Origin of the sequence: Jejuibacter sp. L23, from assembly GCF_050815825.1 — a bacterium.
In the GTDB taxonomy this organism is placed as follows: Bacteria; Pseudomonadota; Gammaproteobacteria; order Enterobacterales; family Enterobacteriaceae; genus Jejubacter; species Jejubacter calystegiae.
In genome coordinates, this window is record NZ_CP138199.1 from 2,024,726 (window position 1) to 2,049,583 (window position 24,858).

The 24,858-nt window shown below is 57.0% G+C and carries 28 protein-coding genes and 1 tRNA gene; 28 read left to right on the forward strand and 1 reads right to left on the reverse strand.

The genetic code is table 11. From position 1 onward, the window contains the following. Positions 1–7 precede the first annotated feature (7 nt). The 9 genes from SCU88_RS09280 (at position 8) to SCU88_RS09320 (ending at position 8,351) form a co-directional block, all read left to right on the forward strand. Positions 8–385, forward strand: coding sequence for a hypothetical protein (locus tag SCU88_RS09280; RefSeq protein WP_175339828.1), 378 nt, complete (start codon positions 8–10; stop codon positions 383–385). After that, a complete protein-coding gene (locus SCU88_RS09285; protein WP_175339829.1) occupies positions 370–1,659 on the forward strand; it encodes a pilus assembly protein TadG-related protein in 1,290 nt (429 codons plus the stop codon). The genes SCU88_RS09280 and SCU88_RS09285 overlap by 16 nt, the downstream gene beginning before the upstream one ends. Before the next feature lie 187 nt (positions 1,660–1,846). Beyond that, entirely contained in the window at positions 1,847–2,395 is a 549-nt protein-coding gene (locus tag SCU88_RS09290; RefSeq protein ID WP_175339830.1) for a hypothetical protein, read from the forward strand. 60 nt (positions 2,396–2,455) lie between these two features. Next, the gene (locus SCU88_RS09295) at positions 2,456–2,968 is read left to right on the forward strand and encodes a hypothetical protein (RefSeq protein ID WP_175339831.1); all 513 of its coding nucleotides are present in this window, start codon (positions 2,456–2,458) and stop codon (positions 2,966–2,968) included. A gap of 12 nt (positions 2,969–2,980) precedes the next feature. Continuing rightward, a complete protein-coding gene (locus SCU88_RS09300) occupies positions 2,981–5,536 on the forward strand; it encodes a TcfC E-set like domain-containing protein (protein ID WP_175339832.1) in 2,556 nt (851 codons plus the stop codon). Then, on the forward strand, positions 5,523–6,242 hold the full coding sequence (locus SCU88_RS09305) for a hypothetical protein (RefSeq protein WP_175339833.1): 720 nt from the start codon (positions 5,523–5,525) through the stop codon (positions 6,240–6,242). The genes SCU88_RS09300 and SCU88_RS09305 overlap by 14 nt, the downstream gene beginning before the upstream one ends. Positions 6,243–6,245: 3 nt before the next feature. Further along, entirely contained in the window at positions 6,246–7,163 is a 918-nt protein-coding gene (locus SCU88_RS09310; protein ID WP_175339834.1) for a hypothetical protein, read from the forward strand. Positions 7,164–7,178: 15 nt separating this feature from the next. After that, positions 7,179–7,679, forward strand: a complete 501-nt coding sequence (locus SCU88_RS09315; protein WP_175339835.1) for a hypothetical protein — start codon at positions 7,179–7,181, stop codon at positions 7,677–7,679. Positions 7,680–7,730: 51 nt separating this feature from the next. Next, on the forward strand, positions 7,731–8,351 hold the full coding sequence (locus SCU88_RS09320) for a LuxR C-terminal-related transcriptional regulator (RefSeq protein ID WP_175339836.1): 621 nt from the start codon (positions 7,731–7,733) through the stop codon (positions 8,349–8,351). A gap of 58 nt (positions 8,352–8,409) precedes the next feature. Here the strand turns inward: SCU88_RS09320 and SCU88_RS09325 are convergent. Continuing rightward, positions 8,410–8,497, reverse strand: a tRNA-Ser gene (locus SCU88_RS09325). Positions 8,498–8,739: 242 nt separating this feature from the next. Here SCU88_RS09325 and ghrA point away from each other — a divergent pair. From ghrA to SCU88_RS09420, 19 genes are all read left to right on the forward strand, one after another. Next, entirely contained in the window at positions 8,740–9,681 is a 942-nt protein-coding gene (gene ghrA, locus SCU88_RS09330) for a glyoxylate/hydroxypyruvate reductase GhrA (protein WP_175339837.1), read from the forward strand. 91 nt (positions 9,682–9,772) lie between these two features. Then, complete coding sequence (locus tag SCU88_RS09335; RefSeq protein WP_175339838.1) at positions 9,773–10,510, forward strand: PHP domain-containing protein; 738 nt, start codon at positions 9,773–9,775, stop codon at positions 10,508–10,510. 19 nt (positions 10,511–10,529) lie between these two features. Next, a complete protein-coding gene (locus tag SCU88_RS09340) occupies positions 10,530–11,093 on the forward strand; it encodes a TorD/DmsD family molecular chaperone (RefSeq protein ID WP_138096956.1) in 564 nt (187 codons plus the stop codon). A 304-nt stretch (positions 11,094–11,397) separates the two neighbouring features. Further along, positions 11,398–12,117 (forward strand): beta-ketoacyl synthase chain length factor, encoded by a 720-nt coding sequence (locus tag SCU88_RS09345; protein ID WP_175339839.1) that lies wholly within the window; start codon positions 11,398–11,400, stop codon positions 12,115–12,117. After that, entirely contained in the window at positions 12,093–12,878 is a 786-nt protein-coding gene (locus SCU88_RS09350) for a lysophospholipid acyltransferase family protein (protein ID WP_138096960.1), read from the forward strand. The genes SCU88_RS09345 and SCU88_RS09350 overlap by 25 nt, the downstream gene beginning before the upstream one ends. 13 nt (positions 12,879–12,891) lie before the next feature. Further along, entirely contained in the window at positions 12,892–13,161 is a 270-nt protein-coding gene (locus SCU88_RS09355; protein ID WP_138096962.1) for a phosphopantetheine-binding protein, read from the forward strand. A gap of 11 nt (positions 13,162–13,172) precedes the next feature. Continuing rightward, positions 13,173–13,424: an acyl carrier protein gene (locus SCU88_RS09360; protein WP_138099221.1), complete on the forward strand. Its 252-nt coding sequence runs from the start codon at positions 13,173–13,175 to the stop codon at positions 13,422–13,424. Continuing rightward, entirely contained in the window at positions 13,424–13,993 is a 570-nt protein-coding gene (locus SCU88_RS09365) for a hypothetical protein (RefSeq protein ID WP_175339840.1), read from the forward strand. Before SCU88_RS09360 ends, SCU88_RS09365 begins: the two co-directional genes overlap by 1 nt. Beyond that, positions 13,983–15,320, forward strand: a complete 1,338-nt coding sequence (locus SCU88_RS09370; protein WP_175339841.1) for an AMP-binding protein — start codon at positions 13,983–13,985, stop codon at positions 15,318–15,320. The genes SCU88_RS09365 and SCU88_RS09370 overlap by 11 nt, the downstream gene beginning before the upstream one ends. Further along, positions 15,307–15,657 carry a hydroxymyristoyl-ACP dehydratase gene (locus tag SCU88_RS09375; protein ID WP_175339842.1) on the forward strand — a complete coding sequence of 117 codons (351 nt, stop codon included), beginning with the start codon at positions 15,307–15,309 and terminating at the stop codon, positions 15,655–15,657. The genes SCU88_RS09370 and SCU88_RS09375 overlap by 14 nt, the downstream gene beginning before the upstream one ends. Next, positions 15,648–17,354 (forward strand): glycosyltransferase, encoded by a 1,707-nt coding sequence (locus SCU88_RS09380; RefSeq protein WP_175339843.1) that lies wholly within the window; start codon positions 15,648–15,650, stop codon positions 17,352–17,354. Before SCU88_RS09375 ends, SCU88_RS09380 begins: the two co-directional genes overlap by 10 nt. Next, positions 17,348–17,770 carry an acyl-CoA thioesterase gene (locus tag SCU88_RS09385; protein ID WP_138096973.1) on the forward strand — a complete coding sequence of 141 codons (423 nt, stop codon included), beginning with the start codon at positions 17,348–17,350 and terminating at the stop codon, positions 17,768–17,770. The genes SCU88_RS09380 and SCU88_RS09385 overlap by 7 nt, the downstream gene beginning before the upstream one ends. Further along, positions 17,767–18,375 carry an outer-membrane lipoprotein carrier protein LolA gene (locus SCU88_RS09390; protein ID WP_175339844.1) on the forward strand — a complete coding sequence of 203 codons (609 nt, stop codon included), beginning with the start codon at positions 17,767–17,769 and terminating at the stop codon, positions 18,373–18,375. The genes SCU88_RS09385 and SCU88_RS09390 overlap by 4 nt, the downstream gene beginning before the upstream one ends. Then, the gene (locus SCU88_RS09395; RefSeq protein WP_175339845.1) at positions 18,347–20,665 is read left to right on the forward strand and encodes an MMPL family transporter; all 2,319 of its coding nucleotides are present in this window, start codon (positions 18,347–18,349) and stop codon (positions 20,663–20,665) included. Before SCU88_RS09390 ends, SCU88_RS09395 begins: the two co-directional genes overlap by 29 nt. Further along, positions 20,662–21,243 (forward strand): DUF3261 domain-containing protein, encoded by a 582-nt coding sequence (locus SCU88_RS09400; RefSeq protein WP_175339846.1) that lies wholly within the window; start codon positions 20,662–20,664, stop codon positions 21,241–21,243. Before SCU88_RS09395 ends, SCU88_RS09400 begins: the two co-directional genes overlap by 4 nt. Then, positions 21,240–22,406 (forward strand): beta-ketoacyl-ACP synthase, encoded by a 1,167-nt coding sequence (locus tag SCU88_RS09405; protein WP_175339847.1) that lies wholly within the window; start codon positions 21,240–21,242, stop codon positions 22,404–22,406. Before SCU88_RS09400 ends, SCU88_RS09405 begins: the two co-directional genes overlap by 4 nt. Continuing rightward, complete coding sequence (locus SCU88_RS09410) at positions 22,393–22,851, forward strand: 3-hydroxy-fatty acyl-ACP dehydratase (protein WP_175339848.1); 459 nt, start codon at positions 22,393–22,395, stop codon at positions 22,849–22,851. The genes SCU88_RS09405 and SCU88_RS09410 overlap by 14 nt, the downstream gene beginning before the upstream one ends. Continuing rightward, entirely contained in the window at positions 22,848–23,579 is a 732-nt protein-coding gene (locus SCU88_RS09415) for a 3-ketoacyl-ACP reductase FabG2 (protein WP_175339849.1), read from the forward strand. The genes SCU88_RS09410 and SCU88_RS09415 overlap by 4 nt, the downstream gene beginning before the upstream one ends. Continuing rightward, positions 23,576–24,805: a beta-ketoacyl-ACP synthase gene (locus tag SCU88_RS09420; protein WP_175339850.1), complete on the forward strand. Its 1,230-nt coding sequence runs from the start codon at positions 23,576–23,578 to the stop codon at positions 24,803–24,805. The genes SCU88_RS09415 and SCU88_RS09420 overlap by 4 nt, the downstream gene beginning before the upstream one ends. Positions 24,806–24,858: the final 53 nt, after the last annotated feature.

Consider the following 24,858-nt stretch of genomic DNA (forward strand, 5'->3'; position numbering starts at 1 on the left):
GGGAAACATGAAAGTAATGATATTCGTGTTAGCGCTTTGTCTGACGCAATACGCTGTCGGCGCGACGACGAACCACGCTGTTCTTTTTATTGACTCGGCAAGGCCCGAGCAGGCCGCAATGATTGAAGCACTGAATAGCGCGTTTTTTTTTAGCGCCAGTCTGCGCGCCGGGCTGAAGGTGACGGCGTATGACATTAATACCGATACGACCCATCGCGGTTTTTCCGGCGATGTCGACTATCGCAGAGATTTTGATGGAAAAGCGGTGGCGCAGATGAGACCAGGAGCTTTGCCTTATCTGTTCTGTTTACGAGGTGGGCAACGGATTGTCCGGCAACTGACCATTGGTAGCCAGGAGGAAATAAAGTTATGTCTGGGCAGTTAATTCAAAAATATCTTTTACGCCTGGCGCGCAATCAGGATGGCGCTTTTGCAGTCTCTTTTGTGCTGGCATCGGCTTTTATTATGGCGATGTTATCGATGGCATTAGATGGTTCTCGCTATATCACTGAGCGAGCCAGACTCTCCGATTCCCTGGAGCAGGCTGCATTAGCACTGACGTCGGAAGATAACCCTGAAGGCGATCCACGTAACGATACGCTTGCCAGACACTATATTTCGGCTTATATGCGGCACAATACCGGCATTGCTCAGCCCGTTATTCGCAAGCTGCAGGGTGTTTCAGCCGAGAATGCGCGTTTATTCTATACGGAGTTTAGAGTGAGCGCCCGGGTGAATGAGAATTCGTGGCTGGCCAGCGATTTTTTCCCCAGCTTTGACCGTTCGGTAACTATTGGCAATAACGGTGCAGCACGAAAGTTTCGTTCCTACATGGATGTTATGTTTGTTACCGATTTTTCGGGATCAATGAAGGAGACTTTTGATAATCACATAAAAATTGATGAGCTTAAACGAATTGTTCTGCAACTGGCCCAGGAACTTTATCATTACGAATTGCAGAATAAAGTGGGATTTGTTCCTTTCGCTTATGGAACGCGGCAGGGCGATGCCTGCAACTTTCAGTTCGTCAGTAAGTTTGGAAAACTCCCTGAAGATTATCTGGTACGACCGGGCGGTAGCGGTAAGTCGTATGAACAATACCAGAGAGTTGCTGATGCCATTGACTACACTGCGACAGTGGAGCGGATCCCTTATCCATCAACCGACTTTATATTTCCATATTCACAGACGCCCAGCGATTCATTCTGTTTACGTGGAACCGTCTCCTTTAATTTACCGTTAAGTGGAGAAATTACTCAGGTAAATACGATTAATACTATGACGCCTAACGGTGGAACGTTGGTGGCTTCAGGAATGTTATTGGGAACTCAATATCTGATGGCCGGGGATGCGCCAAGGAAAGTACTGGTGGTCGTCTCTGATGGTCAGGACGATCCCACTGAGTCGAAGGGGGTGACCAATATCAGTCAACGTTTGGTGGATGCCGGAATGTGCAACAAAATTCGCCGGGTATTGACCACGAAAGAGAGCGTCGGCAAATTAGCCTTTATTGCAATTGGCTATCAGCCCACAATGGATTGGGAGTCATGCGTAGGGAAAAATAACTTCTTTTTGCCCCAGGATGTACCTGCTTTACGTGATGCGATGCGCCGGGCGGTATTTGAAGAGGTCGGACACAATACCCTGAAAGATGAATGATGAGATTTTTAAAGGCTTGTTGAGATTTAATGACTTAAGAATAATTAAGTTTTCTCCTATTATTTTTACGGCGCTGCAGATAACGTCGTTTAAATTATTTGGACGTTAATCTCAGGCGCCTGTTACAGGATACGACTACTTAGTATCTGGAGTCGTAAGTTTAATTTATCACAGGATTGATATTTTAATGAAGTTAAAATCTACTATTGCCACACTGGCTGGCCTGGTCATCTCTGCATCGGCTATGGCTGCAACGCCTTCCAGCTACGATACTAAATTCAACGTTAGTGCGAACGTGCCTACGGGAGTTTATATTGCGGATCCGGATGGCAACCCCGTAACTGAGGTTGATGTCGTGCTGACCGCACAACCGAGTGGTTTTATGGAAGCAGTCACCGATCAGCTTCGTCTGCGCAACAACGATCCGGCAGGAACTAAAGTCGCTATGATTCTGGATGACTCCCTGGCTTCTACCGGTTCACCATTTGCGCTGTGGAGCAATGCAGGGGGCTCTCTTAAGTCGATGAAATATACTATTCAGGCCATGACCACAGCGGCTTCATCGGCGACTTTTACCAACTCCGGCGACAGCCGCGATTTTACTCTGAGCAATGTACAGTCAGGTTTTGCTGATGAGCCGGTTCAGTTTAAATTCGTCTCTGTCGATAAGTCGTTGGATATTGCGAAGGGTTATTACACTGGCGTTGTTTACGCGAATGTAAATGCCGCACCGTAATCGATAATTCGCACTCTATGGTCGGTGGTTTCCACCGGCCATTTTGGATGGGCCTGACCTATGTCTAATAAACTATTATTATTTTGCGGCTCTCTTTTATTTTTCATGTCTTCCGTTAATGCCGGGCCTGGACGATCTTCGCAGTTGTCATTGGGTGTTGATGCATTGCTTGAAGCCAGGGTGGCTCTTTATTACAGGGGAGAGCGAGTGACGGATAAAAGCATTGATTTTCCGCTTCCTGTCAATGCTACTAACGGTTTATTTGAAGAACTGAGTGATTACTTTTATGTCGTTGGGAATATTGAAAATGCGAAGGTGAAATTTGCTGATGCATTTATTCTTGATGATGAAGAGACCCCGGGCAGGAATATCTCTATGGTGGGGGCGTTTGTATTCAATGAAATACGCTATGATGTGACATCAGACTTAACCGTTCCTGTTCTTCGTGATGTACGGCAGGGTACTTCGACTAATGGTTTTAAGGTTCATATGAAATCACAACATCTGGCGCATAATTATCCTTCAGGGCGTTATGTTAATGTGTTTACTCTTATTTTGACGCCTGCCATGTGATGGGGCCAGCGGATGAAAAGGACATTTTCTACCAATACGATTATTATCGCAGGATGCGTTTCATTTTTTTCGCTTTCGATTCCTGTTGTGGGTTATGCGATCTCATTACCTGCGGGTTTTGAAGATATTTATAATCAGAAGAATAGCGGCATTTTTGAAATTACCCAGCGTAATCACTCTTTGGGGTCGGTGACCGTGAAATACGATCGTGAGCAGGCTTGGCTATCGACGGTGGGGGCGCTGGTTGATCAACTCTATGATCCGGATATGCCTCGTCTGAGCATATCGCGTGATACGCTTATGAGTGAACTTTCGTTGCCGTTGAAGCGAGTATCTAAAGCCGGTTATGATGGTAACGCGATTAATGCGCGAATTGATGAGTCGACTGCTGTTATCGAATTGATCTTCCCGGAAAGTTATTTTAGTACACAGGCATCAGCAACCGACAGTCCGTTGATTGTCTATAAGAGTCATCCTGGCTATGCCCATAGCCACAATCTGAGTTATCTTTCAGATAATTTTAACGACAGTTTCGCTTTTACCTCAACCGATACTCTGGGTCTGACGGGAAACAGCTATATCAATGGTGTGTGGAACTATACTGATGGCTATAATTTTACCCTGGATGAACTCGCGTTAAATATTGAGCAGAAAAAAATTCATTATAAGTTAGGGCGGCAGAGAATGAGCGATAGCTTGTTAAATTCCACGCCTTCGGTGAGTTACAGCTTCTTTTCTCCTGTCAGTATTGATGGCGTTTCCCTTGGCTATTCGCCTGAACACTATGTTTATCGAAACAGCGGCGCCGCTTCTCCGGTGACCGTTTACTTTCCTGATAGCGGTACAGTTGAGGTTTATCGCAGTGGTCGTCTGATTGATATGCAGCAGTTTCCTGCTGGTATGCATCACCTGGATACCGAGACCTGGCCTGCCGGCGGATATACGATCGAATTGATCGTTAAATTGGCTAACGGAACCCAGCAGCGTAAAAGTCAACCGTTTTACAAGCGTACCGGGACATTCCGTTCGGGGGATATCGAGTATTTAATTCAACTTGGCCGTTACGATGAGCGGCAAGGACAGTTCAGATCGTCTCGCTATAGTGATGATTCCTCCCGGGTGGACGGCAACATGATGGGCAGCGCGCTGCTGGGTTATACCACGCAGTCGGCGACCTCTGTAGGCAGCGGGCTTCTGGTCGACGATAGCCACTACTATTTCAGCGGCAGTCTTGATATGCCGGTTGATACCTGGATTGCTGAACGTTTTTATAGTGATGGTTTGCTGGGCGAGCATGGAAGCTATGCATGGATGGCGGGAATCAATAAAAATTTTGGCCACTATGGATTCGATCTGAATTATAGAACTAACCGCTATAAGGGCCCCGAGACGTTTTATCATCGCGTCGGCATTGTCTCTGCCTATGACTATGATACCTGGCAGATGAACGCCAGTACGCTGCTCCCCTGGGGGATTGGGCTTTCCGTAAGCTATGGCCTGGAGACGCTTTATCATTCGTGGAGCCGCCAGAATAGATCCCGCTATGAAAACTGGGATGTGAATTTGAGTAAAGACTTTTTGTTGAGCGAGCTGGTTAACCTCAGGATGGATTTAGGGTATCACCAGGGGAATAATGATTACCGTTATGATAATGCCAGCGTCAGCAGCCAGAGTTTTACCCGGGATCGCCGTGTTTATGCTCAGTTAACTCTTAGCGCCCGGGAGCGCAGCTATAATCACTATCAGTCGTTTTTTCTACGTTCGCGGATGACGGATTCCGATAGTGAAGGTGATTCATACTCCGGCGATTATAATCTTGATATCTATAACCCGGAATTCGATCGCTCCGGTAAATATTCCATGAGGGCTGGAATAACCAAAAACAATAACGGGCAAAAGATCGCCACTGCGGGAATGACTGTCGATAACAATTTGGGTTATACCTCGGCCAGTATCAGTAAAGACTTTGGTCATAATGGCTATACCCAGAAGTATCTGGCTCAACGTAGCGGGTTTGCGATTGGCGATGGTCAGGCGAGCTTCGGCAAGCTTGATACCGTCAGCGCATTGATTGTCGACGCCACTGACTTACCGCAGGGGCAATACTTTGAAGTTCGTAATAAGACCGGCACTCCGACGGTGGTTGAAGGCGGTAGTAAAACGACATTGAGTCTGCAACCCCACCAGAAAATTGCGCCAGTTGTGGATCAGGTATATACCGGAGATCAGCAGGAGTTTTATACCTTCAAGACCCGAACGACTTCTACCTGGATTATGCCGGGCCAGGTCTACACCGTGAAGGTTGAAGGGAAAAAGAATCAGACTGTTACCGGTCGTATCTATTTTGACGGACGACCTCTTGGCAGCGCCAGGGTGGTTGGTGGGAATACGGTTACTGATGAAGAAGGATTGTTCGTTGGTGATTTTTCCCTTGCTGTTAATGACAAAATTTCTGAACTGTCGGTTATTCATGACGGGGTGAACTATGTCTGTCCGCTACAAGAAGAAAATATTAAGTTGACGCATGGCGTCATGCAGATTCGTGAGGTTAATTGTGAAATTAAATAAAAAAGCACTGGCTATTGGGGCCGTATTATTCGGAACAGGGTTGCTACCAGTGACATCTCAGGCGATTGAGGTTTTTCCCATAGTTAAAGAAATTGCACAGAGTAAGCCTCGCGATAACTTTATTACTGTGCGTTCCATGTTTACGGCCAAACCTGAACTTGCGGAAAATAAATCTGAAAAAGAACAATATGAGTTTGTCACACTGGAATTGTTTTCTATTACTAATCCCGGAGCCGGGAATGAGATTCTGGAGAAAGAGTTGGGTAAGGATTCACCCTATCTGGTTTATTCGCCCAGCAGGATCATTATTCCTTATGGCGAACAGCGAAAAATTCGTATTATGCCGATGAAGCCAGTAGAACAAGAGAAGCTTTTTCGTTTACGGGTGCGTCCGAGCTACCCCGAGGATTCGCTGGAGCCCGGAAAGGTCCGTTTTGCCATCGGTTACGATGTTTTAATTCGCTATCTTCCAGAGGGGCCGCATCGCCAGGGCATAAGCATTCAATGCAGCGGGACTCAGTGGACGATTAGCGCGACGGGTAATGTGCGCAGTGAAATGCGCAAACTGGTGATCGACGGTCGTCAGGATCAGGGCATTTTTAATGTTTATCCGGGCCATCCCCGCACGCTGAAAGTCAACAAAACCCTGGCGTTCGAGATGGATAACGGGCTTTACAGCTACGACAACTGCAGTCGTAAGGAGTAACGGATGAGGCCGCTACTGTGTGGTGTGGTTTTACTGTCATATTCCGCATTCTCCGGGGCTGACGATCTGGTATTCCGTGTTCAGCCCGGCCAGACGGTTCAGATCATTCAGGAGGGAGGAAATGCACAGTGGGGGTCTGGTGTACTCGCGCGTCGCGCAGAGGCCGGCACCCGTCTGATGGTTAGGCTACAGGCCGCGGGTAAAGGGGAATGCCGTAATGGAATATTGGGGGGGAGCAGCGAGCTGGAGGCGATTAAGATCCCAATGGTCGCTGTCAGTACTGACGATCGGCGGGGGAAAACGCTGGTTTGCGGCGATACGTTGGAAAGTGCCAGTGGGTTCCTGGGAGTTAAAGTCCAGGAGCACGCTGCCCGTGTGACACCTGAACAAATACCCGCAGCTTCTTCAGCGTTGCTGAATCAGCGAATATTATTAGGCAACCTGAGCTTTTACTCAGAGGATAAGCTGCTTGGCGTTGATTCGCTGTATGTCGATCTGTCGTCGATATTGTCTGACCAGCCAACGCTAATGGCCTCTTTTACGCGGCGTACGGCTTTAGTCTTAGGGGACGTCGGACCCTTTAATGACGCCAGTACAGAGACGCAGTTGACGGTCGCGAAAACTCAGCGGGCGACGATGGAGGCCCTGGCATATACCCTGCAGTTCGAATCTTCACATAAGCATAGCGATCGGTTCTTACTTAAATCCTCGCTGGAAGATAAATATGTTCCCTATCAGGTCGCCATTGCGGGCAGGGCGATAGGTCCGGCGGATATTTATCGCGGCGTGATTCCATCAGGGCTCCTGGCCACGGATGTCCTGACGATAAAAGTCTCTGTGGCAGGTAAGGACACGCATGACATCATCGCTGGATCGCGTTTGTCCGACACGTTAACGGCTGTGGTTACGCCGGAGTTATAAATAGGGAACGGTTCTATGATGAATAAATTCTTAGCGGCTCTGCTTTGCGTCAGTAGTAGCGCCTGGTGTGCCGTAACGGTAAAAACGAATATTGATGTCGAGGCAAAGGTCGAAACCAGCGTCAGAGTTTATGTTGGTAACAAGGATGTGACTAATGGCAGCATTATGCTGCAACTTTCTGAGGTCGGCGGTTATATGGAAGGCACTACGCCAGCTTTTATTTTTATTGGTAATGCCAGCTCGGTTAAGTTATCTCTTGAGTCGCCGGCGAATAAATCGCTGCTCTCAGAGAATGGCGACCTTATGAAGCTGAATACCCTCTGGCAGCGCGCTGATGGGGGAACGGCTGTTACCAATTTTGATCTCAATAATCAAAAAGTTTATTCCGATATCGGTCAGGTCGATGATTTGAATTATGGGCCAAAGATTTCCTTTAAATCAGAAAAAACGGTCGAAAACTATCCGCTCGGCACATATAAAGGAACTTATATATTGAAAGTTTCGCCTGCTACCTGATCGTCTTTTATGACAGGTTTCGCGGTGGTAAATTCGTTAGAGGGATATTATATGCAGAAAGTTATATCGGTTATTATCTATGAGCCTTGCGAGCTTATTCGTTTTAGCCTTGATGCATATTTAAAGAGATATTTTAAATCAGTCTCTGTGATCTGCTGTCCCAAAACAGAAGCGGAGCTCTATGCGGCAATTCTGTGCGTGGATTTTGATGTTGTTATTGCCGATTTGTGCAATCCGGCACGGCTATTTACGCCGAATATCAGTTTCATTGAAACCTATTATCAGCATCATCGGGATAAACCGTTAATTGTCTGGGGAGGATTACCGATATGGCTACGCTGTTATCCCCACGAGCTCATGAATTTGTCGTTTTTTGTCGCGAAAGATAGTTCATTAGATCAATTGAACCGACTATTTAGCCGGGCTTTCCGTCGGGAATCGCCTCGCTCCTGCGGATTTTCAGCTATTCCTTCAAATCGGCTGTTGACTCAGAAAGAGCTGATGGTGATTAGCCGACTGGCTCAGGGGATATCGGTTAAGGAGGTTTCTTCGGTCTTCTCCATCACTGAGAAGTCGGTGAGCGTGCATAAAATTAATGCAATGCGAAAGCTGGGCATTAAGTCGCTGGGCTCTCTTATTATCAATGGCCTGGGTGGCATGAAATTGAGTTAGCATCAGCACCACATAAACGAAAAAGCCCGGGGGTTAACCCGGGCTCTCTCTTTAAATATGGCGGTGAGGGAGGGATTCGAACCCTCGATACGTTGCCGTATACACACTTTCCAGGCGTGCTCCTTCAGCCTCTCGGACACCTCACCAAATTGTCGTTCCCACTCTCGTCGGAACGGGCGCTAATGTAGGGGAAAGGCTAAGTGACGTCAACGTAAATTTCTGACGCAGTGGTGCGTTCAGCTAAACTTCGTCCAGTTTGTTGATTAAAAGCGCAAATATCGTTTCCCACCGCCGCAGGGTGAATAAAAAAACACCGCCAGCAGCGACAAAGTCAGCTGTGCTAGAGTACCGTCACACCTCAATAACAACCCTGGAACCGGGAGACTGTATGGATATCCTGTTTTACCATCCGACTTTCGACACGCAATATTGGATCGAACGCTTGCAACAGGCGCTGCCCGATGCGCGCATTCGGGCATGGGCGCCGGGTGATGAACGGCCCGCCGACTACGCGCTGGTGTGGCAGCCACCAGTGGAAATGCTGAGCGGGCGCCCGGGCCTGAAGGCGGTCTTTGTGCTGGGAGCCGGCGTCGATGCTATCCTGAGCGAGTTGGAAGCGCATCCGGAAATGCTGCCCGTCAACGTGCCGCTGTTCCGACTGGAAGACACCGGTATGGGGCGTCAGATGCAGGAGTATGCCGTCAGCCAGGTGCTGCACTGGTTCCGGCGCTTCGATGATTATCAAACCCAGAAGCAGCAGGGGCTCTGGCAACCGCTCCCGGCGTATTCCCATGAAGAATTTACCATCGGCATCCTGGGGGCTGGTGTTTTGGGAGGGCAGGTGGCCGCAAGCCTGACGGCGTGGGGATTCCCGGTACGCTGCTGGAGCCGCAGCCGTAAACAGTATCCCGACGTGGTCAGTTTTGCCGGAAATGATGAGCTTCCGGTATTCCTGAAAGGCACCCGGGTGCTGATAAACCTGCTGCCCAATACTCCCCAGACCGTTGGCATCATCAATCGCGCACTTCTGGCGCAGCTTCCGCAGGGGGCCTATGTCCTGAACCTGGCCCGCGGCGCTCATCTTGAGGAAGACTCCCTGCTGGCGGCGCTGGACAGCGGTCAGTTAAAAGGGGCGATGCTGGATGTCTTCTCCCGGGAGCCGCTGCCTGGTGAAAGTCCTCTCTGGGCCCATCCACGGGTTGCTATTACGCCTCACGTGGCGGCCGTCACGCTGCCCGCCCAGGCGATAGCCTGGATAGCCGACACGCTCTCGAAGCTGGAAAGAGGTGAAAATCCAGGCGGTCAGGTGGACCGCCTGCGCGGCTATTAATGGCGCAATCCGGCGCCCGGCTCCGGGCGCCGGACTAAAAACGGGAGCCAATAGCTGTTATCCTGAACAAAACGGCAAAATGGAGAGAGACATGTATCCCGTAGACCTGCATATGCATACCGTCGCCAGCACCCACGCCTACAGCACCCTGCATGACTATATCGCCACAGCACAATCCCGCGGCATTAAGCTCTTCGCCATTACCGATCATGGCCCCGACATGGCGGATGCCCCGCACTACTGGCACTTTATGAACATGCGTATCTGGCCGCGAGTGGTGGATGGTGTAGGGATCCTGCGCGGCATTGAGGCCAACATCAAAAACACCGATGGCGAGATCGACTGTACCGGGCCGATGCTGGATGCCCTGGACCTGATCGTCGCCGGTTTCCATGAGCCGGTGTTCCCGCCCCGCGATAAAGAGAGCCACACCCAGGCCATGATTGCCGCCATGGCCGCTGGCGAGGTGCATATTATCAGCCACCCGGGCAACCCGAAGTTCCCGGTCGATATTCCCGCCATTGCGCAAGCGGCGGCGAAATATCAGGTGGCGCTGGAACTGAATAACTCCTCTTTTACTCACTCCCGTAAGGGCAGCGCCCCGAACTGTCGGGCGATTGCCGAAGCGGTTCGCGATGCCGGTGGGTGGCTGGCGCTGGGATCGGACTCGCATACTGCATTTACGCTGGGCGATTTCACGGAATGTCGTAAAATACTGCATGAAGTCAATTTCCCGGAGGAGCGAATCCTGAACGTTTCGCCCCGTCGTCTGCTCGATTTTCTCGAATCCCGTGGACGGGCGCCAATTCCGGAACTGGCCGAACTCTGAAACGACAACGGAAGCCTTTATGAACGATTTTTCAATGCTCTGCCGCGTGCTGGGCTCGCTTTTCTACCGCCAGCCCCAGGATCCGCTGCTGGAGCCCCTCTACCAGCTCATCAGCGAAGGCAAACTGGTGCAGCACTGGCCGCTCCAGCAGGATGACCTGCTGGAGCGGTTGCAGAAAAACTGCGATGCCGGGCTGCTGGCGCAGGACTACAACGCGCTGTTCGTCGGCGAAGCCTGCCAGGTGTCGCCGCTGCGTTCCGCCTGGGTCGAAGGGGGCAGCGAGCAGGAGGTGCGCGACTTCCTGGACGGTCAGGGCATGCCGCTGGGAGAAGGGCCAGCCGAACACTTCGGCGCGCTGCTGCTGGCGGGTTCCTGGTTTGAGGATAACGCCGAGCCGGAGAGCCGGGCGCTGGAAACGCTGTTTGCCGTCTGGCTGCTGCCCTGGAGCGATAGCTTCCTCGGTAAGGTCGAAGCCTGTGCCACCACGCCGTTCTGGCGGACCCTGGCGCAACTGACCCGCGAAGCGCTGCAGGCGATGCGAGAAGAACTCCAGGAAGAGGGTAACAGGCCTGAAGACGAGTAAGAATTTGCCCGTTTCTTTTTAGGTTAACCCCAGCTAACTTCGCTATTAAGAGTGCATTCGGGGCCTGGGGTTTGTTATTATCGCCCGGCGTATCGCGTCGGGCGAAGTGTCTGAAATGCATACCGTATAATGCTGTTTAACCTTTAATCATCGCCGATAACTGACCGTGAATGCGGGCAGCTTACCCCGTCGTGCGATGTATCCGGGTTTGGGAATAATGCGATGGCTGTCCGGCACGGAGCTCTGCTATATCTTCTATGCTGTGTCTGATAATGAGTTCCCTTCCTGAAACTTTGGTAGAGAAATGAAGTTAGCTTTTACTGTTGTGGACTGGCAGGCCAGTGCGCCGGGGCTCGCTGAGCCGCAGGCGTGGCTGGCGTGGGCGGCGGGCGATGGCGCTATCGACGCCACCGCTATGCTGGCAAAGAGTCGCTATTTGCCGATGATGACGGCGCGGCGTCTTGCTTCCGGCAGCCGTCAGGCCGTTGAGTGCGGCCTGGCGCTGATGGCGCGCCAGTCGGTGGATGCCGTGGTCTTCGCCAGCCGCCACGGCGAGCTGGAACGCAACTACCGCATCCTGAGCGCGCTGGCGCAGCAGCAACCACTGTCGCCCACCGACTTCGCCATGTCGGTCCACAACGCCGCGGTTGGTAGCCTGACCATTGCCGCAAAGGCGCCGCTGGTCTCTTCTTCGGTCTGCGCAGGCGCCGATACCTTCCAGCAGGCGCTGCTGGAAGTGGCGACGCTGCACCATGCCGGTTACCGCCAGGTACTGCTGGTGGATTTTGACGGCGCTGTCCCGGAATTTTATCAAAGCAGCGTGAGCGAGCCTTATTTCCCCTGGGCCGTCGGGCTGGTACTGGCGTCCGGCGGCGGGTTGAGCTGCCAGAGCGAACCCCGTGGCCAGATACCGCCGGGGAGCTTACCTCAGGGACTGGCATTCCTGCGCGCCTGGCTGGGGGGAGAACGCGCCTTTTGCCTGGCCGGTGAACGCCTGGCATGGCGCTGGAGCGTGACGTCGTGATGCAGCGCCTGAACTGGTGCTGGCGCGTGGCGATGACCGGCTGGCTGTTTGTTCTGTTCGGCCTGGGGGGCTTCCTGATGGCGCTGTTCGGCTTCAATTTGCTGAACCTGACAGTGCGCGACAGGCTCCGGCGTCGTAACCTGGCGCGTCGGGCAGTGTCTGCCAGCTTCCGTTTTTTTCTGCGTCATGGCCGCTGGTTGGGCGTCTTCGACTACCATTTTGAGAATAGCGCGCTGTTGCGTGAAGAGCGCGGAACGCTGATTGTCGCCAACCATCCTACGCTTCTGGACTATGTTTTTATCGCCTCACAAATGCCGCAGGTGGGCTGCCTGGTGAAGGCAAGCCTGACGGGCAATATTTTTATGCGTGGTGTGATCCGCGCCGCGGATTATCTGATTAACAGCCAGGGTGAAACGCTGTTGGCGGAAAGTCGCCAGCGGCTGGCGGCGGGGGAGTCTATCCTGATTTTTCCCGAAGGCACCCGCACCCGGCCAGGTCAGCCCTTCAGAGCCCAGCGCGGCGCCGCCAATATTGCCGTACGCAGCGGCTGCCCGCTGCGGCTGGTGCATATTGACTGCAATACCCGCTGGCTGGATAAACAGAGCCGCTGGTATCAGGTCCCGGCGCGTAAACCCAAAGTCGTTGTCTCGGTGCGTTCGCGCATCGACAGTCGAATTTATCTGGCGGGGGACGAAGCCAGCAGCCGCGCGGCGCGGCGTCTCACCCGCTATCTGGAACAGGCATTGCCTGTGACCCGTTAATACCGGAACACGTATGGAATCCTTATTTGCTGAAATTAAACAACTCATCATCGATACCCTCAATCTGGAAGAGACAGGCGTGGAGGATATTGAAACCCAGGCGCCACTGTTTGGAGACGGCCTGGGGCTGGATTCTATTGATGCGCTGGAACTGGGGCTGGCAGTGAAAAATCGCTATGGCGTGGTGCTGTCCGCCGAGAATGATCAAATGCGCCAGCACTTTTATTCAGTAGCGACCCTGGCCGAATTTATCGCTGCGCAAAATTCAGCGCGCGGCGTTTGATGGAGTGAATGATGACAACAAGAGATGAAATCTGGCAGCAGGTATGTGAACTGCTCGACGAATTATTTGAGGTTCCCGCAGAAAAGGTGAAGCCTGAGACGCGCCTGTATGAGGATCTGGATCTCGACAGTATTGATGCGGTGGATATGGTGGTACATCTTCAAAAACGCACTGGCAAGAAAATTTCTCCCGATGATTTTAAAACCGTGCGCACCGTGGAAGATGTGGTGAACGCGGTGGAAAAACTGGTGCGCGAAGGCTAATGCCGTCGCTGCGAGCCGTTTCGCGCATCTCAGGTGCTGCGGCGCTGGTAAGCTGGCCGTTTTGCGTCTGGCTGGCGCTAACGCACCCCGAATGGCGGGCGCTGATGCTGGCGCTGGCGTTGCTGTTTGCCCTGCGTCTGGCCGTGATGCCCGCCGGTGCGCTGCGCCTGCCGGGAATCATTCTGCTACTGGCGGGCGCGCTGCTGGCGCTGGCCGGATACTGGCTGCCCCAGGCGCGCCTGATGCTCTGGTATCCGGTGCTGGTTAACCTGGTGATGTTACTGCTGTTTGGCGGTTCGCTGTTTGCCGGACCGCCGCTGGTAGAACGCATTGCCCGCTGGCAGGAAGGCGGCGAACTGCCCCTGGCAGCCCGGCGCTATACCCGTAAGGTCACCCGGGTCTGGAGCCTGTTCTTTCTTTTCAATGGCGCTCTGGCGTTGGCGACGGTGCTGTCCGGCAGCCTGCGGGCCTGGACCCTGTGGAACGGCGTCCTGAGTTATCTGGCGATGGGCACGCTGTTTGCGGTGGAGTGGTGCGTGCGACAGCGGGTGAAACGCCATGCCCGCTAGCCTGCCACTGGCCGACTGGCTGGATTCGCGCCACGACGCTGCCCGCACGGTGGCGCTGGATGGCGACAGGCGCTATACCCTGGGTGAACTGCGGGTGGCCACGGCCCGACTCTGCGGCTGGCTGCATCATCAGCCTCAGCACCGCTGGGCCATTTGCTGCGACAGCAGCTATAGCTTTTTGGTGGCGCTACTGGCCCTGCTGCATGCCGGTAAGACGCCGGTACTGCCCGGTCACAGCCGCGAAGCGCAACTGCGCGAACAGCGCCAGCATTTTGACGGTCTGCTGACCGACCAGGCTCTGACGCTTGATGACTTCCCGGTTATCGATCCCATGCTGGTGCCTGACGCCCCCGAAACGCCGCTACCGGCGATCCCCCCTCTGGCGCAACTGGTGCTGTTTACCTCCGGATCCACGGGAGAGCCGCAGCGGGTGGTGAAAACCGTGGCGGCGCTGGATACGGAAGCTGGCTGGCTGGTCCAGCGCTGGGGGCGCCGACTGGCGGGATGTCGGGTACTGGCTTCGGTCAGTCATCAGCACCTGTATGGCTTAACCTTTCGGATTGTGCTGCCGATGGCGCTGGGGCTGCCCCTGGCCGCCCGGCGGGTGGAGTTTCCTGAACAGCTGCCGTTGCAGGCGCAGGGCAGGGCGTGGGCCTTTATCAGCAGTCCGGCCCTGTTGGGGCGTATGGATCCCGGGCTTATCCCCGCGGGCTGCCGCTTTGTGCTCTCCGCCGCCGGGCCGCTCAGCGATACTGTTGCCTGCCAGGCGCGGCGTGACTTTGGCGTGGCGGTGGCCGAAATCTACGGCAGTACCGAAACCGGTGTGGTGGCATGGCGTGAACGCCGGCGGCAGCATGAATCGTGGCACGCCTTCCCGGGCGTGACTTTTGATGTCGATAATAATGACTTATGGGTGAATTCGCCGCTGATTGACGGCGGCGCCTGTCAGTTAAGCGATCGCCTGGCGTTTCGTGGCTCGCAGACTTTCGATCTACTGGGACGAGAAGATCGCACCGTCAAGATTGAAGAGCAGCGGGTATCTCTGGATGAGATCGAACGTCGGCTAAGGGCGCTTCCGGAGATCGCTGACGCGGCGGTACTGGTGGTGACCCGCGGCGGTCGCAGCGTGACGGCGGCGGTAGTGGTACTGCGCGATGAAAAAGCGTGGTCGCTGGGTCGCCGTCAGGCGTGGCGCCGCGAGCTGATGCGCTGGCTGGCGCCTTCCGCGGTACCGCGCTACTGGCGGCAGGTACCCCGAATCCCGTTAACCAGCCAGAGCAAACGAGCATGGAACCTGATACAGGAGTTGTTTTATGAACCCCATTGAACTCCAGCGCAGCGCGCCGGATGCGGAGCGACTGGTGCTGCGCCTGTGGATCCCGAAGACGCTGTTCTGGTTCCAGGGGCACTTCCCCCAGTGGCAGGTGTTGCCCGGCGTGGCGCAGATCCACTGGGCGATGACCTATAGCGAATCGCTGACGGGCGACCTGCGCTACTACAGCGTGGATCGGGTCAAATTCCAGACGCCGGTGATGCCGGACAGCGAACTGCGGCTGGAGCTGCATCACGAGGCGGCGCGCCAGTTGCTCCATTTTTGTTACTACCTGGTGGATGGCGAATCCGAACGGGTGGCCAGCAGCGGAAAGATTAAGCTATGTCGCTGAACCAGGACGATTTCCGCCCCTGTATCATTATTCCCTGCTATAACCACGGCGCGACCCTGGCGGCGGTGCTTGGGCGTCTTGAACCCCTGGCGCTGCCCTGTATTCTGGTGGATGACGGTAGCGATGCGGCGACCCAGGTGCCGTTACGGGAAGCGGCGGCGCGCCATTCATGGGTGACCTTGCTGCGTCTGCCGGTGAATCGGGGTAAAGGTGCAGCGGTAATGCACGGCCTGCGGGCTGCGGCGCGGGCGGGATACAGCCATGCGCTCCAGGTGGATGCCGACGGTCAGCACCGGCTGGAAGATGCGCCGCGTCTGCTGGCGGCGGCACGTCGTGAGCCGGACGCCTTGATCTCCGGACGCCCGATCTACGACGACTCCATTCCCCGCGCCCGACGCTGGGGCCGCTATATCACGCACGTCTGGGTGTGGATCGAAACCCTGTCGCTCTCCCTGCGCGACAGCATGTGCGGCTTCCGGGTCTATCCGCTGGCGCCGAGCGTCGCTTTGCTGGACCGGGTTCGCTTCGGAGAGCGCATGGACTTCGACACCGAAATTATGGTGCGTCTGTACCGGGACGGCACCCCGAGTCGCTTTATCGATACGCCCGTTGTTTATCCGGCGGACGGGATATCGCACTTCGATGCCCTGAACGACAACCTGCGGATCTCCTGGATGCATACCCGGCTGGTCTGCGGCATGCTGATGGGGCTGCCCCGGCGTCTGCTGCCGCGCGGTACTGAAAAACACTGGGCGCGCACCGAAGAGCGGCGGGGGCTGGCCGGTATGCGCTTTATGCTGTGGGTATGGCAGCGCTTCGGGCGTCGGGCCTTTGGGTGGCTGCTGCGCCCGGTGGTGGGTGTTTACTGGCTGACCGGCGGCAACCAGCGTCGGGCTTCCCGTCTGTGGCTGAGCCGGGTGGAAACCCGGGCAGTTCAACTGGGCGTGACGCTGCCTGCGGGGCTAAACAGCTATCGCCACTTTCTGCGTTTCGGCGACGCCATGCTCAATAAAATTGCCGCATGGCGCGGTGAGATCCGTATCGGGCACGAAATTGACTTTGCCCCCGGGGCCGAAGCTTACCTGAACCATGATCCGGGACGCGGCAAGCTGATTCTGGCCTCGCATCTGGGCGATATCGAGGCCAGCCGGGCGCTGGCGCAGCACCATGCCGGCTTGACCATTAATGCGCTGGTCTTTACCGAACACGCCCGGCGCTTTCGCCAGGTGATGGAGGAGATTGCCCCCCAGGCCGGCGTGAATCTGATGCCGGTGACCGATATCGGTCCCGAAACCGCCATGCTGCTTCAGCAGAAGCTGGAAGCGGGCGAATGGGTGGCTATCGTTGGCGATCGCACGGCGGTGGGGCCCCAACGTGGCGGCGGTCAGCGGGTCACCTGGAGCCCGTTTATGGGGCACCTGGCACCCTTTCCTCAGGGTCCCTTTATACTGGCGGCGGCCCTGAAGAGCCCGGTGGTGATGATGACGGTACTGCGCGAGCAGGGGCGTCTGGTTATCCATGCCGGGCCGCTTTCTGACGGACAGGCGCTGCCGCGCAAAGGGCGCCAGCAGGCGCTACAGGTGCTGACCGACCGCTATGCGCAGTGGCTGGAGCAGATGGCGTTACGCTCGCCGCTGGACTGGTTTAACTTTTATGATTTCTGGCGGTTGCCGCCGGAGCAGGAGGCTGAATGCTGACGGATCCCCGTTTTCGCAGTGAAGTGCAGATCAAAGTCCCGTTTCACGATGTGGATCCCATGGGGGTGGTCTGGCACGGTAACTATTTTCGTTACTTCGAAGTCGCGCGCGAGGCTCTGCTGAATCAGGTGAATTACGGCTACCGCGAAATGAAGGCCTCCGGCTGGGTTTGGCCGGTGGTGGATACCCGGGTGAAGTACCGCAGCCCGCTCACTTTCGAACAGCAGGTAGCCGTACGCGCCCGGATCGAAGAGTATGAAAACCGGCTACGCATCGGCTATGAGATTATCGACATCGCCAGCGGGAAGCTGACCACCAGCGGCTATACCATTCAGGTGGCGGTCGATGCCGCCAGCGGCGAGATGAGCTTTGTCAGCCCGCCGGTGCTGCTGGCACGAATGGGGGTAACGGCATGAAGAAGGTGATGATGATGTTGGCGCTGCTGCTGTGCTCCGCGGCGGCTCAGGCGATAACCCTGGACGAGCTGCATCAGCGCTTTGCGCAACAGCCGGTGGTGCGGGCCAAATTTGAACAACAGCGCCAGATTAAAGATATGGGCCAGCCGCTGTGGTCCAGCGGCGAACTGTTGATTGCCCGCGACAAAGGGCTATGGTGGCATCAGCAGCGACCATTCCCGATGACCCTGGTGCTGGATGACAGTCACATGGTGCAGGCTATGGGCAACCAGGCGCCTCAGGTGATTACCGCCGCCAGTAATCCCCAGATGTTCCAGTTCAACCATCTGCTGCGTGCGCTGTTTGAAGCCGATCGAAAAACTCTGGAAGAGAACTTCACCAGCCGACTGAGCGACAAGGGCAACGGCGCCTGGCGTCTGGTGCTGATCCCAAAAGCCGCACCGCTGAATCAAATCTTCAACAGCATCACCCTGGACGGCGATCGCTTCCTGCAGAAAATCATTCTCGACGATAAGCAGGGCGATACCACCGGCATCACCTTTAGCGACCATCAGACCGAGCCGCGGACCCTGACCGATGCCGAACAGCAGCGCTTTGACTTCTGACCGACAGCGGCGGGCAGGCTGGCTGTGGCTGGCTGTCGTGCTGCTGATGCTGGCGGTACTGGGGCTGAAGCTACCGGGCGCCCGACTTAACAGCAGCGTACTGGCGCTGTTGCCGGGCGTGGGCGGCAAGGAGGTTCCCACGCCCTTGCGCCACGGCTTTATGCAGCGCCTGGACGGCCAGCTTATGTGGCTGGTGGCCGCGCCAGAAGAAGAGAATGACGCCGCGGCGCGCTGGTGGTTGACGAGGCTTGCGCAGGAGCCCTTGCTTAAGTCAATACAGGGGCCGATGAGCGATGCGCAGCAAAAGGAATGGGGACGCTTCGCATGGCAGCATCGCGCCGCCCTGATAGACCCGACAACCCGGGCCCGGCTGGGGCAGGGGGGAGAAGCGCAGGCCAGTTGGATTCTGGCCCAGCTCTATTCGGCCTTTTCCGGCGTCAGCGGGGCCGAACTGCGCGGCGACCCGCTGATGCTGGTGCGCGGCGCCCAACTGGCGCAGCAGCAGGGGGCCGGGGCGTTACGCCTGCACAACGGCTGGCTGACGGCCGTCGACGGTCAGGGGCAGCGCTGGTATCTGATTCACGGCGAGTTAAAAGGCGATGCCTTCAGTATGCGCCAGGGGAATGCCGCCGTTGACCGGCTGACGACGCTTTCGCAGCAGTTACATCAGCGCTGGCCCCAGGCGCAATTGCTGTCGCGCGGCGCCCTGTTTTATAGCGACCATGCCAGCCGTCAGGCCCATCACGAAATGTCCACTCTGGGGGTGGGAACGCTGTGCGGCGTGCTGCTGCTGGTCTTTGCGGTGTTCCGCTCGCCCAGACCGTTGCTGCTGTGTCTGCTTTCGGTGGCTATCGGCGCGCTGGCGGGGGTAACGGTAACGCTGTTGTGGTATGGCGAACTGCACCTGATGACCCTGGTGATGAGCATGGGCATCATCGGCGTTTCCGCCGATTACACCCTTTATTACCTGACCGAACGGATGGTGCATGGCGCGAAAGATTCGGCGCTGGCAAGCCTGGTGAAGGTGCGCGCTACGCTACTGCTGGCGTTGGGCACCACTTTGCTCGCCTGGGGCGTCATGATGATGGCGCCGTTTCCCGGCATTCGCCAGATGGCGCTGTTTGCCGCCACCGGACTGAGCGCGTCATGCCTGACGGTGATTTGCTGGTATCCGCAACTGGCAAAAGGTCTGCCGGTTCGACCTGTGCCGCTGCGTGGACTGATGGTCTGGTGGCTGGCGGCCTGGCGACGTCCCGGGCTACGGCTGGGGCTACCGCTGCTGGTGGCGCTGTTCAGCGCCGTGGGGCTGTGGCAGTTGCGGGTGGATGATGATATTTCGCGTCTGCAGGCCATGCCGCCGGATCTGGTGGCCCAGGATCGCGCCATCGGTCAGTTAACCGGCCAGAGCCTGGATCAGCGCTGGTTTATGGTGTGGGGCGACAGCCCGCAACAGGCGCTGGAACGCCTTGAAGCGTTGACCCCGCGCCTGGAGCAGGCCCGGGACAAGGGCTGGCTGACGGGGTGGCGCCAGTTGCCGCTGTCGTCGCTGGCGCGGCAGAAGGCCGATATGGCGCTGCTCGGTCGCGCAGCCCCTGGGGTGGAACAGCGGCTGGCGGCGGCCGGACTGAATATTAAGGTGGCGGTTCCCGAAGAGCGGCCGCTGACGCCGGAACAGTGGCTGAACAGCGTTAACAGCAGCGGCTGGCGTCTGTTATGGCTTTCGCTGGCGGATGGCCGCAGCGGCATTCTGGTGCCGGTGGACGGCGTTACCCAAAGCGCGGCGTTGGGCAGGCTGGCGCAGGAAAGTCACGGCGTGGCCTGGGTGGATCGCAAAGCGGAATTCGACGGGCTATTTGGCTTCTGGCGCGGGCTGCTGAGCGGGCTGCTGGCGCTGGCGCTGCTGGTGATCGCCGTCAGCTACGTGGCGCGGCTGGGGCTGCGGCGCGGCCTGCAAAGCGTGGCGCCTTCGTTACTGGCGTTGCTCGGCGGGCTGGCGACTCTGGGGCTCTGCGGCCAGCCGCTCAATCTGTTCGCCCTGCTGGCGCTGACGCTGGTGCTGGGGATCGGCATTAACTATACGCTGTTTTTCAGCAACCCCAGAGGGACGCCGCTAACTTCGCTGCTGGCGGTGAGCGTGGCCCTGGCCACTACCTTGCTGACTTTAGGGATGCTGGTCTTTAGCCAGACCGGCGCCATCAGCGGTTTTGGCACCGTACTGGCCAGCGGCATATTTATCGCATGGCTGACCGCGCCGCTGGCGCTGTCAGACCGCAAGGAGAACTATGAATGAAGGGCGTATTACGCGGTGCGCTGCTGGCGCTGAGCCTGGCGCTGAGCGCCTGTAGCAATCATGATGATAGTCAGGGGCGGCCTGAAGCCTGGTTAAAACCCGGCGTTGAGGTAACCTTACCGGCGCCGACGCAGATCGTGCCATTCAGCGCCCAGCAGTTGTTGACGGCGCAAGTGGACGGCCAGACTCACTCGCTGGTGGTGGTGCTGGAAGCCGACGGACAGCGGCTTCGTTTGGCCGGACTGTCGCCGCTCGGCGTGCGGCTGTTCAGCCTGAACTACGATGAGCGAGGGGTGAAAACGGAACAGGCGATAGCGCTGCCGAAACTGCCTCCCGCCAGCCAGGTACTGGCCGATATTATGCTGTGCTACTGGCCGACGGCGCACTGGCAGCCGCAGCTCCCCACAGGCTGGAGCCTGACCGATAAGGCGAATCGCCGCGAGCTACGTGACGCAGACGGTGTACTGGTGGAAACCATCCACTATCAGCTCCAGGGGGAGCGGCGGGTGCCAACGGCTATCGATAACCACGCCTTTGGCTACCGCCTGACCATTGAACAACTGGAGGGCAAATCATGACGGCGATCCGCGCGGTGGCGATGCTTAACGCTCTGGGCAACGATCTCTCCACCATCGCCGCAAATCTGACGGCGGGTGAGGCGCCCGGCATGGAAGAGCAGGCCAGCGGCTGGCTACAGGCGGGAAACTGCGCCGTCGCGCGAGTGAAGGGCGCTTTGCCGTCGTTGCCCCGGCTGCTTACGCGTCATGACAGCCGCAATAACCGTCTGCTGCTGGCGGCACTGAATCAGCTATCTCCGCAGCTTGAGGACGTTATTCAATGCCATGGCCGCGATCGGGTGGCGGTGGTGATGGGCACCAGCACCTCCGGACTGGATGAAGGCGATGCCAGAGTCAGCGCAGAGCGGGTTGCTGCCTGGCGTTACGACCAGCAGGAACTGGGCGATCCGTCTCGTTTTATCAGCCAGGCGCTGCAGCTGGATGGCCCGTCCCTGACGATCTCGACTGCCTGTTCATCCAGCGCCCGGGCGATAATTACCGGCAAGCGTCTGATCGACGCAGGAATTGTTGACGCTGCACTGGTTGGCGGCGCCGATACCCTGAGCCGGATGCCGATCAACGGCTTTCACAGTCTGGAATCCCTGAGCCTTGAGCGCTGTGCGCCCTTCAGTAAAGATCGCTGCGGCATTACCATCGGCGAAGGGGCGGCGCTGTTGCTGCTGACCCGCGATGGGGGGCCGGTAGCGCTGAAAGGGGTAGGAGAATCTTCCGATGCCTGGCATATGTCGGCGCCGCATCCCGAAGGGGAAGGTGCCGGTCGGGCGATCCGGATGGCGCTGATTGATGCCGGTTTAGCCCCGAACGATATCGGTTATATCAATATGCACGGTACGGCGACCCGGCTTAATGATGACATTGAGGCCAGGATTGTGAACCGGCTGTTTGGCGATAGCGTGCCTGCCAGTTCAGTCAAACATTTGATCGGCCATACTCTGGGGGCCGCCGGGGCCATGGAGGCCGCGCTGTGCTGGCTGATTCTGACCCGGAATCTGGCACTGCCGCCCCAGGATTTCAGCCGCCATCCCCGGGATGAGACGCTGCCCCCGTGCGGGGTGCTGACGGCGCCTGCGCCGCTTGCCCGCCCCTGGATTTTGTCCAATGCCTTCGCCTTTGGCGGCAATAACACCAGTCTGATTCTCGGGAGAAACGATGAACCATTTTAAGACGCCGGAAAGCTATCTGCCGCACGAGGCACCGATGTGTCTGCTGGAACAGGTGGTGGCGGTTTCTGAACAGGGCGCCCACTGCCGGGTAACGGTGAAGCCCGATGGCGTGCTGGCGCCGTTTCTGACGCCCGATGGGGCACTGCCTGGCTGGTTCGCCATTGAGCTGATGGCCCAGACGGTGGGGGTGTGGAACGGCTGGTACGATCCGGACAATCAGCGCATCGGCATGCTGCTTGGGGGCCGTGAACTGTGCTGCGAGCCGGGATACTTTTCCCCTGGCATGGTGCTGGATTGCCACGTGCAGATGCTGATGCGTGACGATAAAGTCGGCAGTTTTGAAGGCCGCATTTGCTGCCAGGGTATACAACTGGCCAGCGGCAGGATCAACACCTGGCAGCCGGACGACGAACAACTACAACAGCTTATAGGTGAGAAGGGATGAAACGTACGGTTCTGGTTACCGGTGCCAGTAAAGGGATCGGCAGCGCCATCGCCCGACAGTTGGGGGCCGATGGTTTTACGGTGGTGGTGCACTATCACCGGGACGAACAGGGGGCGAGTCACACCCTGGCCGCCATTGAACAGGCGGGCGGTAACGGCCGCCTGATAAGCTTTGACGTGGCCCGGCGCGACGATACCCGCCGCGCGCTGGAGCAGGATATTGCGCAGCACGGCGCCTACTGGGGCATTGTCAGCAACGCGGGCATTACCCGGGATGGCGCCTTCCCGGCGCTCGGTGACGATGACTGGGATCAGGTGATCCACACCAACCTCGACAGCTTCTATAACGTGATTCACCCCTGCGTGATGCCGATGATCGGCCTGCGCGACGGTGGCCGGATTATCACGCTGTCATCGGTATCCGGCATGATGGGTAACCGCGGCCAGGTAAACTATAGCGCCGCCAAGGCGGGGATCATTGGCGCCACTAAAGCGCTGGCGGTGGAGCTGGCGAAGCGAAAAATTACCGTCAACTGCATTGCGCCGGGGCTTATAGATACCGGCATGATCGAGATGGAAGAGGCGGCCATGAGTCAGGCGATGCAAAGCATTCCGCTGCGCCGTATGGGGCGGGCCGAAGAGGTGGCGGGGCTTGCCAGCTATCTGATGTCCGATATCGCGGGTTACGTGACTCGCCAGACCATCGCCATCAATGGAGGCATGCTATGACCCGGCGGGTAGTGGTCACCGGCATGGCGGGGATCACCGCCTTCGGCGACAGCTGGCAGACGATAGCCCCGGCCCTGAAGCGCGGGCGCAATGCGGTACGGATGATGCCCGAATGGCGCGAATATCAGGGGCTGAATACCCTGCTGGCGGCACCGGTGGAAAACTTTGCTTTGCCAGGGCACTACACCCGCAAGCGCATTCGCGCCATGGGGCGGGTGTCGCTGCTGGCGACCCGGGCTAGTGAACTGGCGCTGGAGCAGGCCGGGCTGCTGGAAGATCCTCTGCTGACCAGTGGTGAAGTCGGCATCGCCTATGGCTCTTCGACTGGCAGTACCGGGCCGGTGAGCGAATTCGCCACCATGCTGACCGAAAAGCATACCGGCAACATTACCGGCACGACCTACGTTCAGATGATGCCCCACACCACGGCGGTCAACGCCGGTCTGTTCTTCGGCCTGCGCGGGCGGGTGATCCCCAGCTCCAGCGCCTGCACTTCGGGCAGCCAGGCTATTGGCTACGCCTGGGAGGCGATTCGCCACGGCTATCAGACGGTGATGGTGGCCGGTGGCGCAGAAGAGCTGTGTCCTTCAGAGGCGGCGGTCTTCGATACCCTGTTCGCCACCAGTCAGCGCAATGACCAGCCCGGGGCCACCCCGGCACCATTCGACCGCCAGCGCGATGGCCTGGTGATTGGCGAAGGAGCGGGCACCCTGGTGCTGGAAGAGCTGGAGCACGCCAGGGCGCGTGGCGCCACCATCTATGCCGAACTGGTGGGATTCCATACCAATTGTGATGCTTCGCATATTACCCAGCCGCGCAGCAGTACCATGCAGGTCTGTATGGAGCAGAGTCTGGCCAGCGCCGGGTTGCCAGCTGCGGCTATCGGCTATATCAGCGCCCACGGTACTGCTACCGAGCGCGGCGATATCGCGGAAAGCCAGGCCACGGCGGCACTGTTTGGTCGGGGAGCGCCAATCTCATCGATGAAAAGTTATCTGGGTCATACTTTGGGGGCCTGCGGCGCGCTGGAGGCCTGGCTGGCGATTGAAATGGTGCGCGAAGGCTGGTTTGCGCCTACCATCAATCTGCAGGAGCCGGACGAAGCCTGCGGCGATCTCGACTACATCATGGGAGCGGGGCGTGCTATCGATACGGAATTTATTCAGTCCAACAACTTCGCTTTCGGCGGTATTAATACCTCGCTCGTTTTCCGCCGCTGGGCGTAACCGGTTCTTTTCCCTGTGTCGCCGTCTCTGCGGCACAGGCTCTTCAGATAATA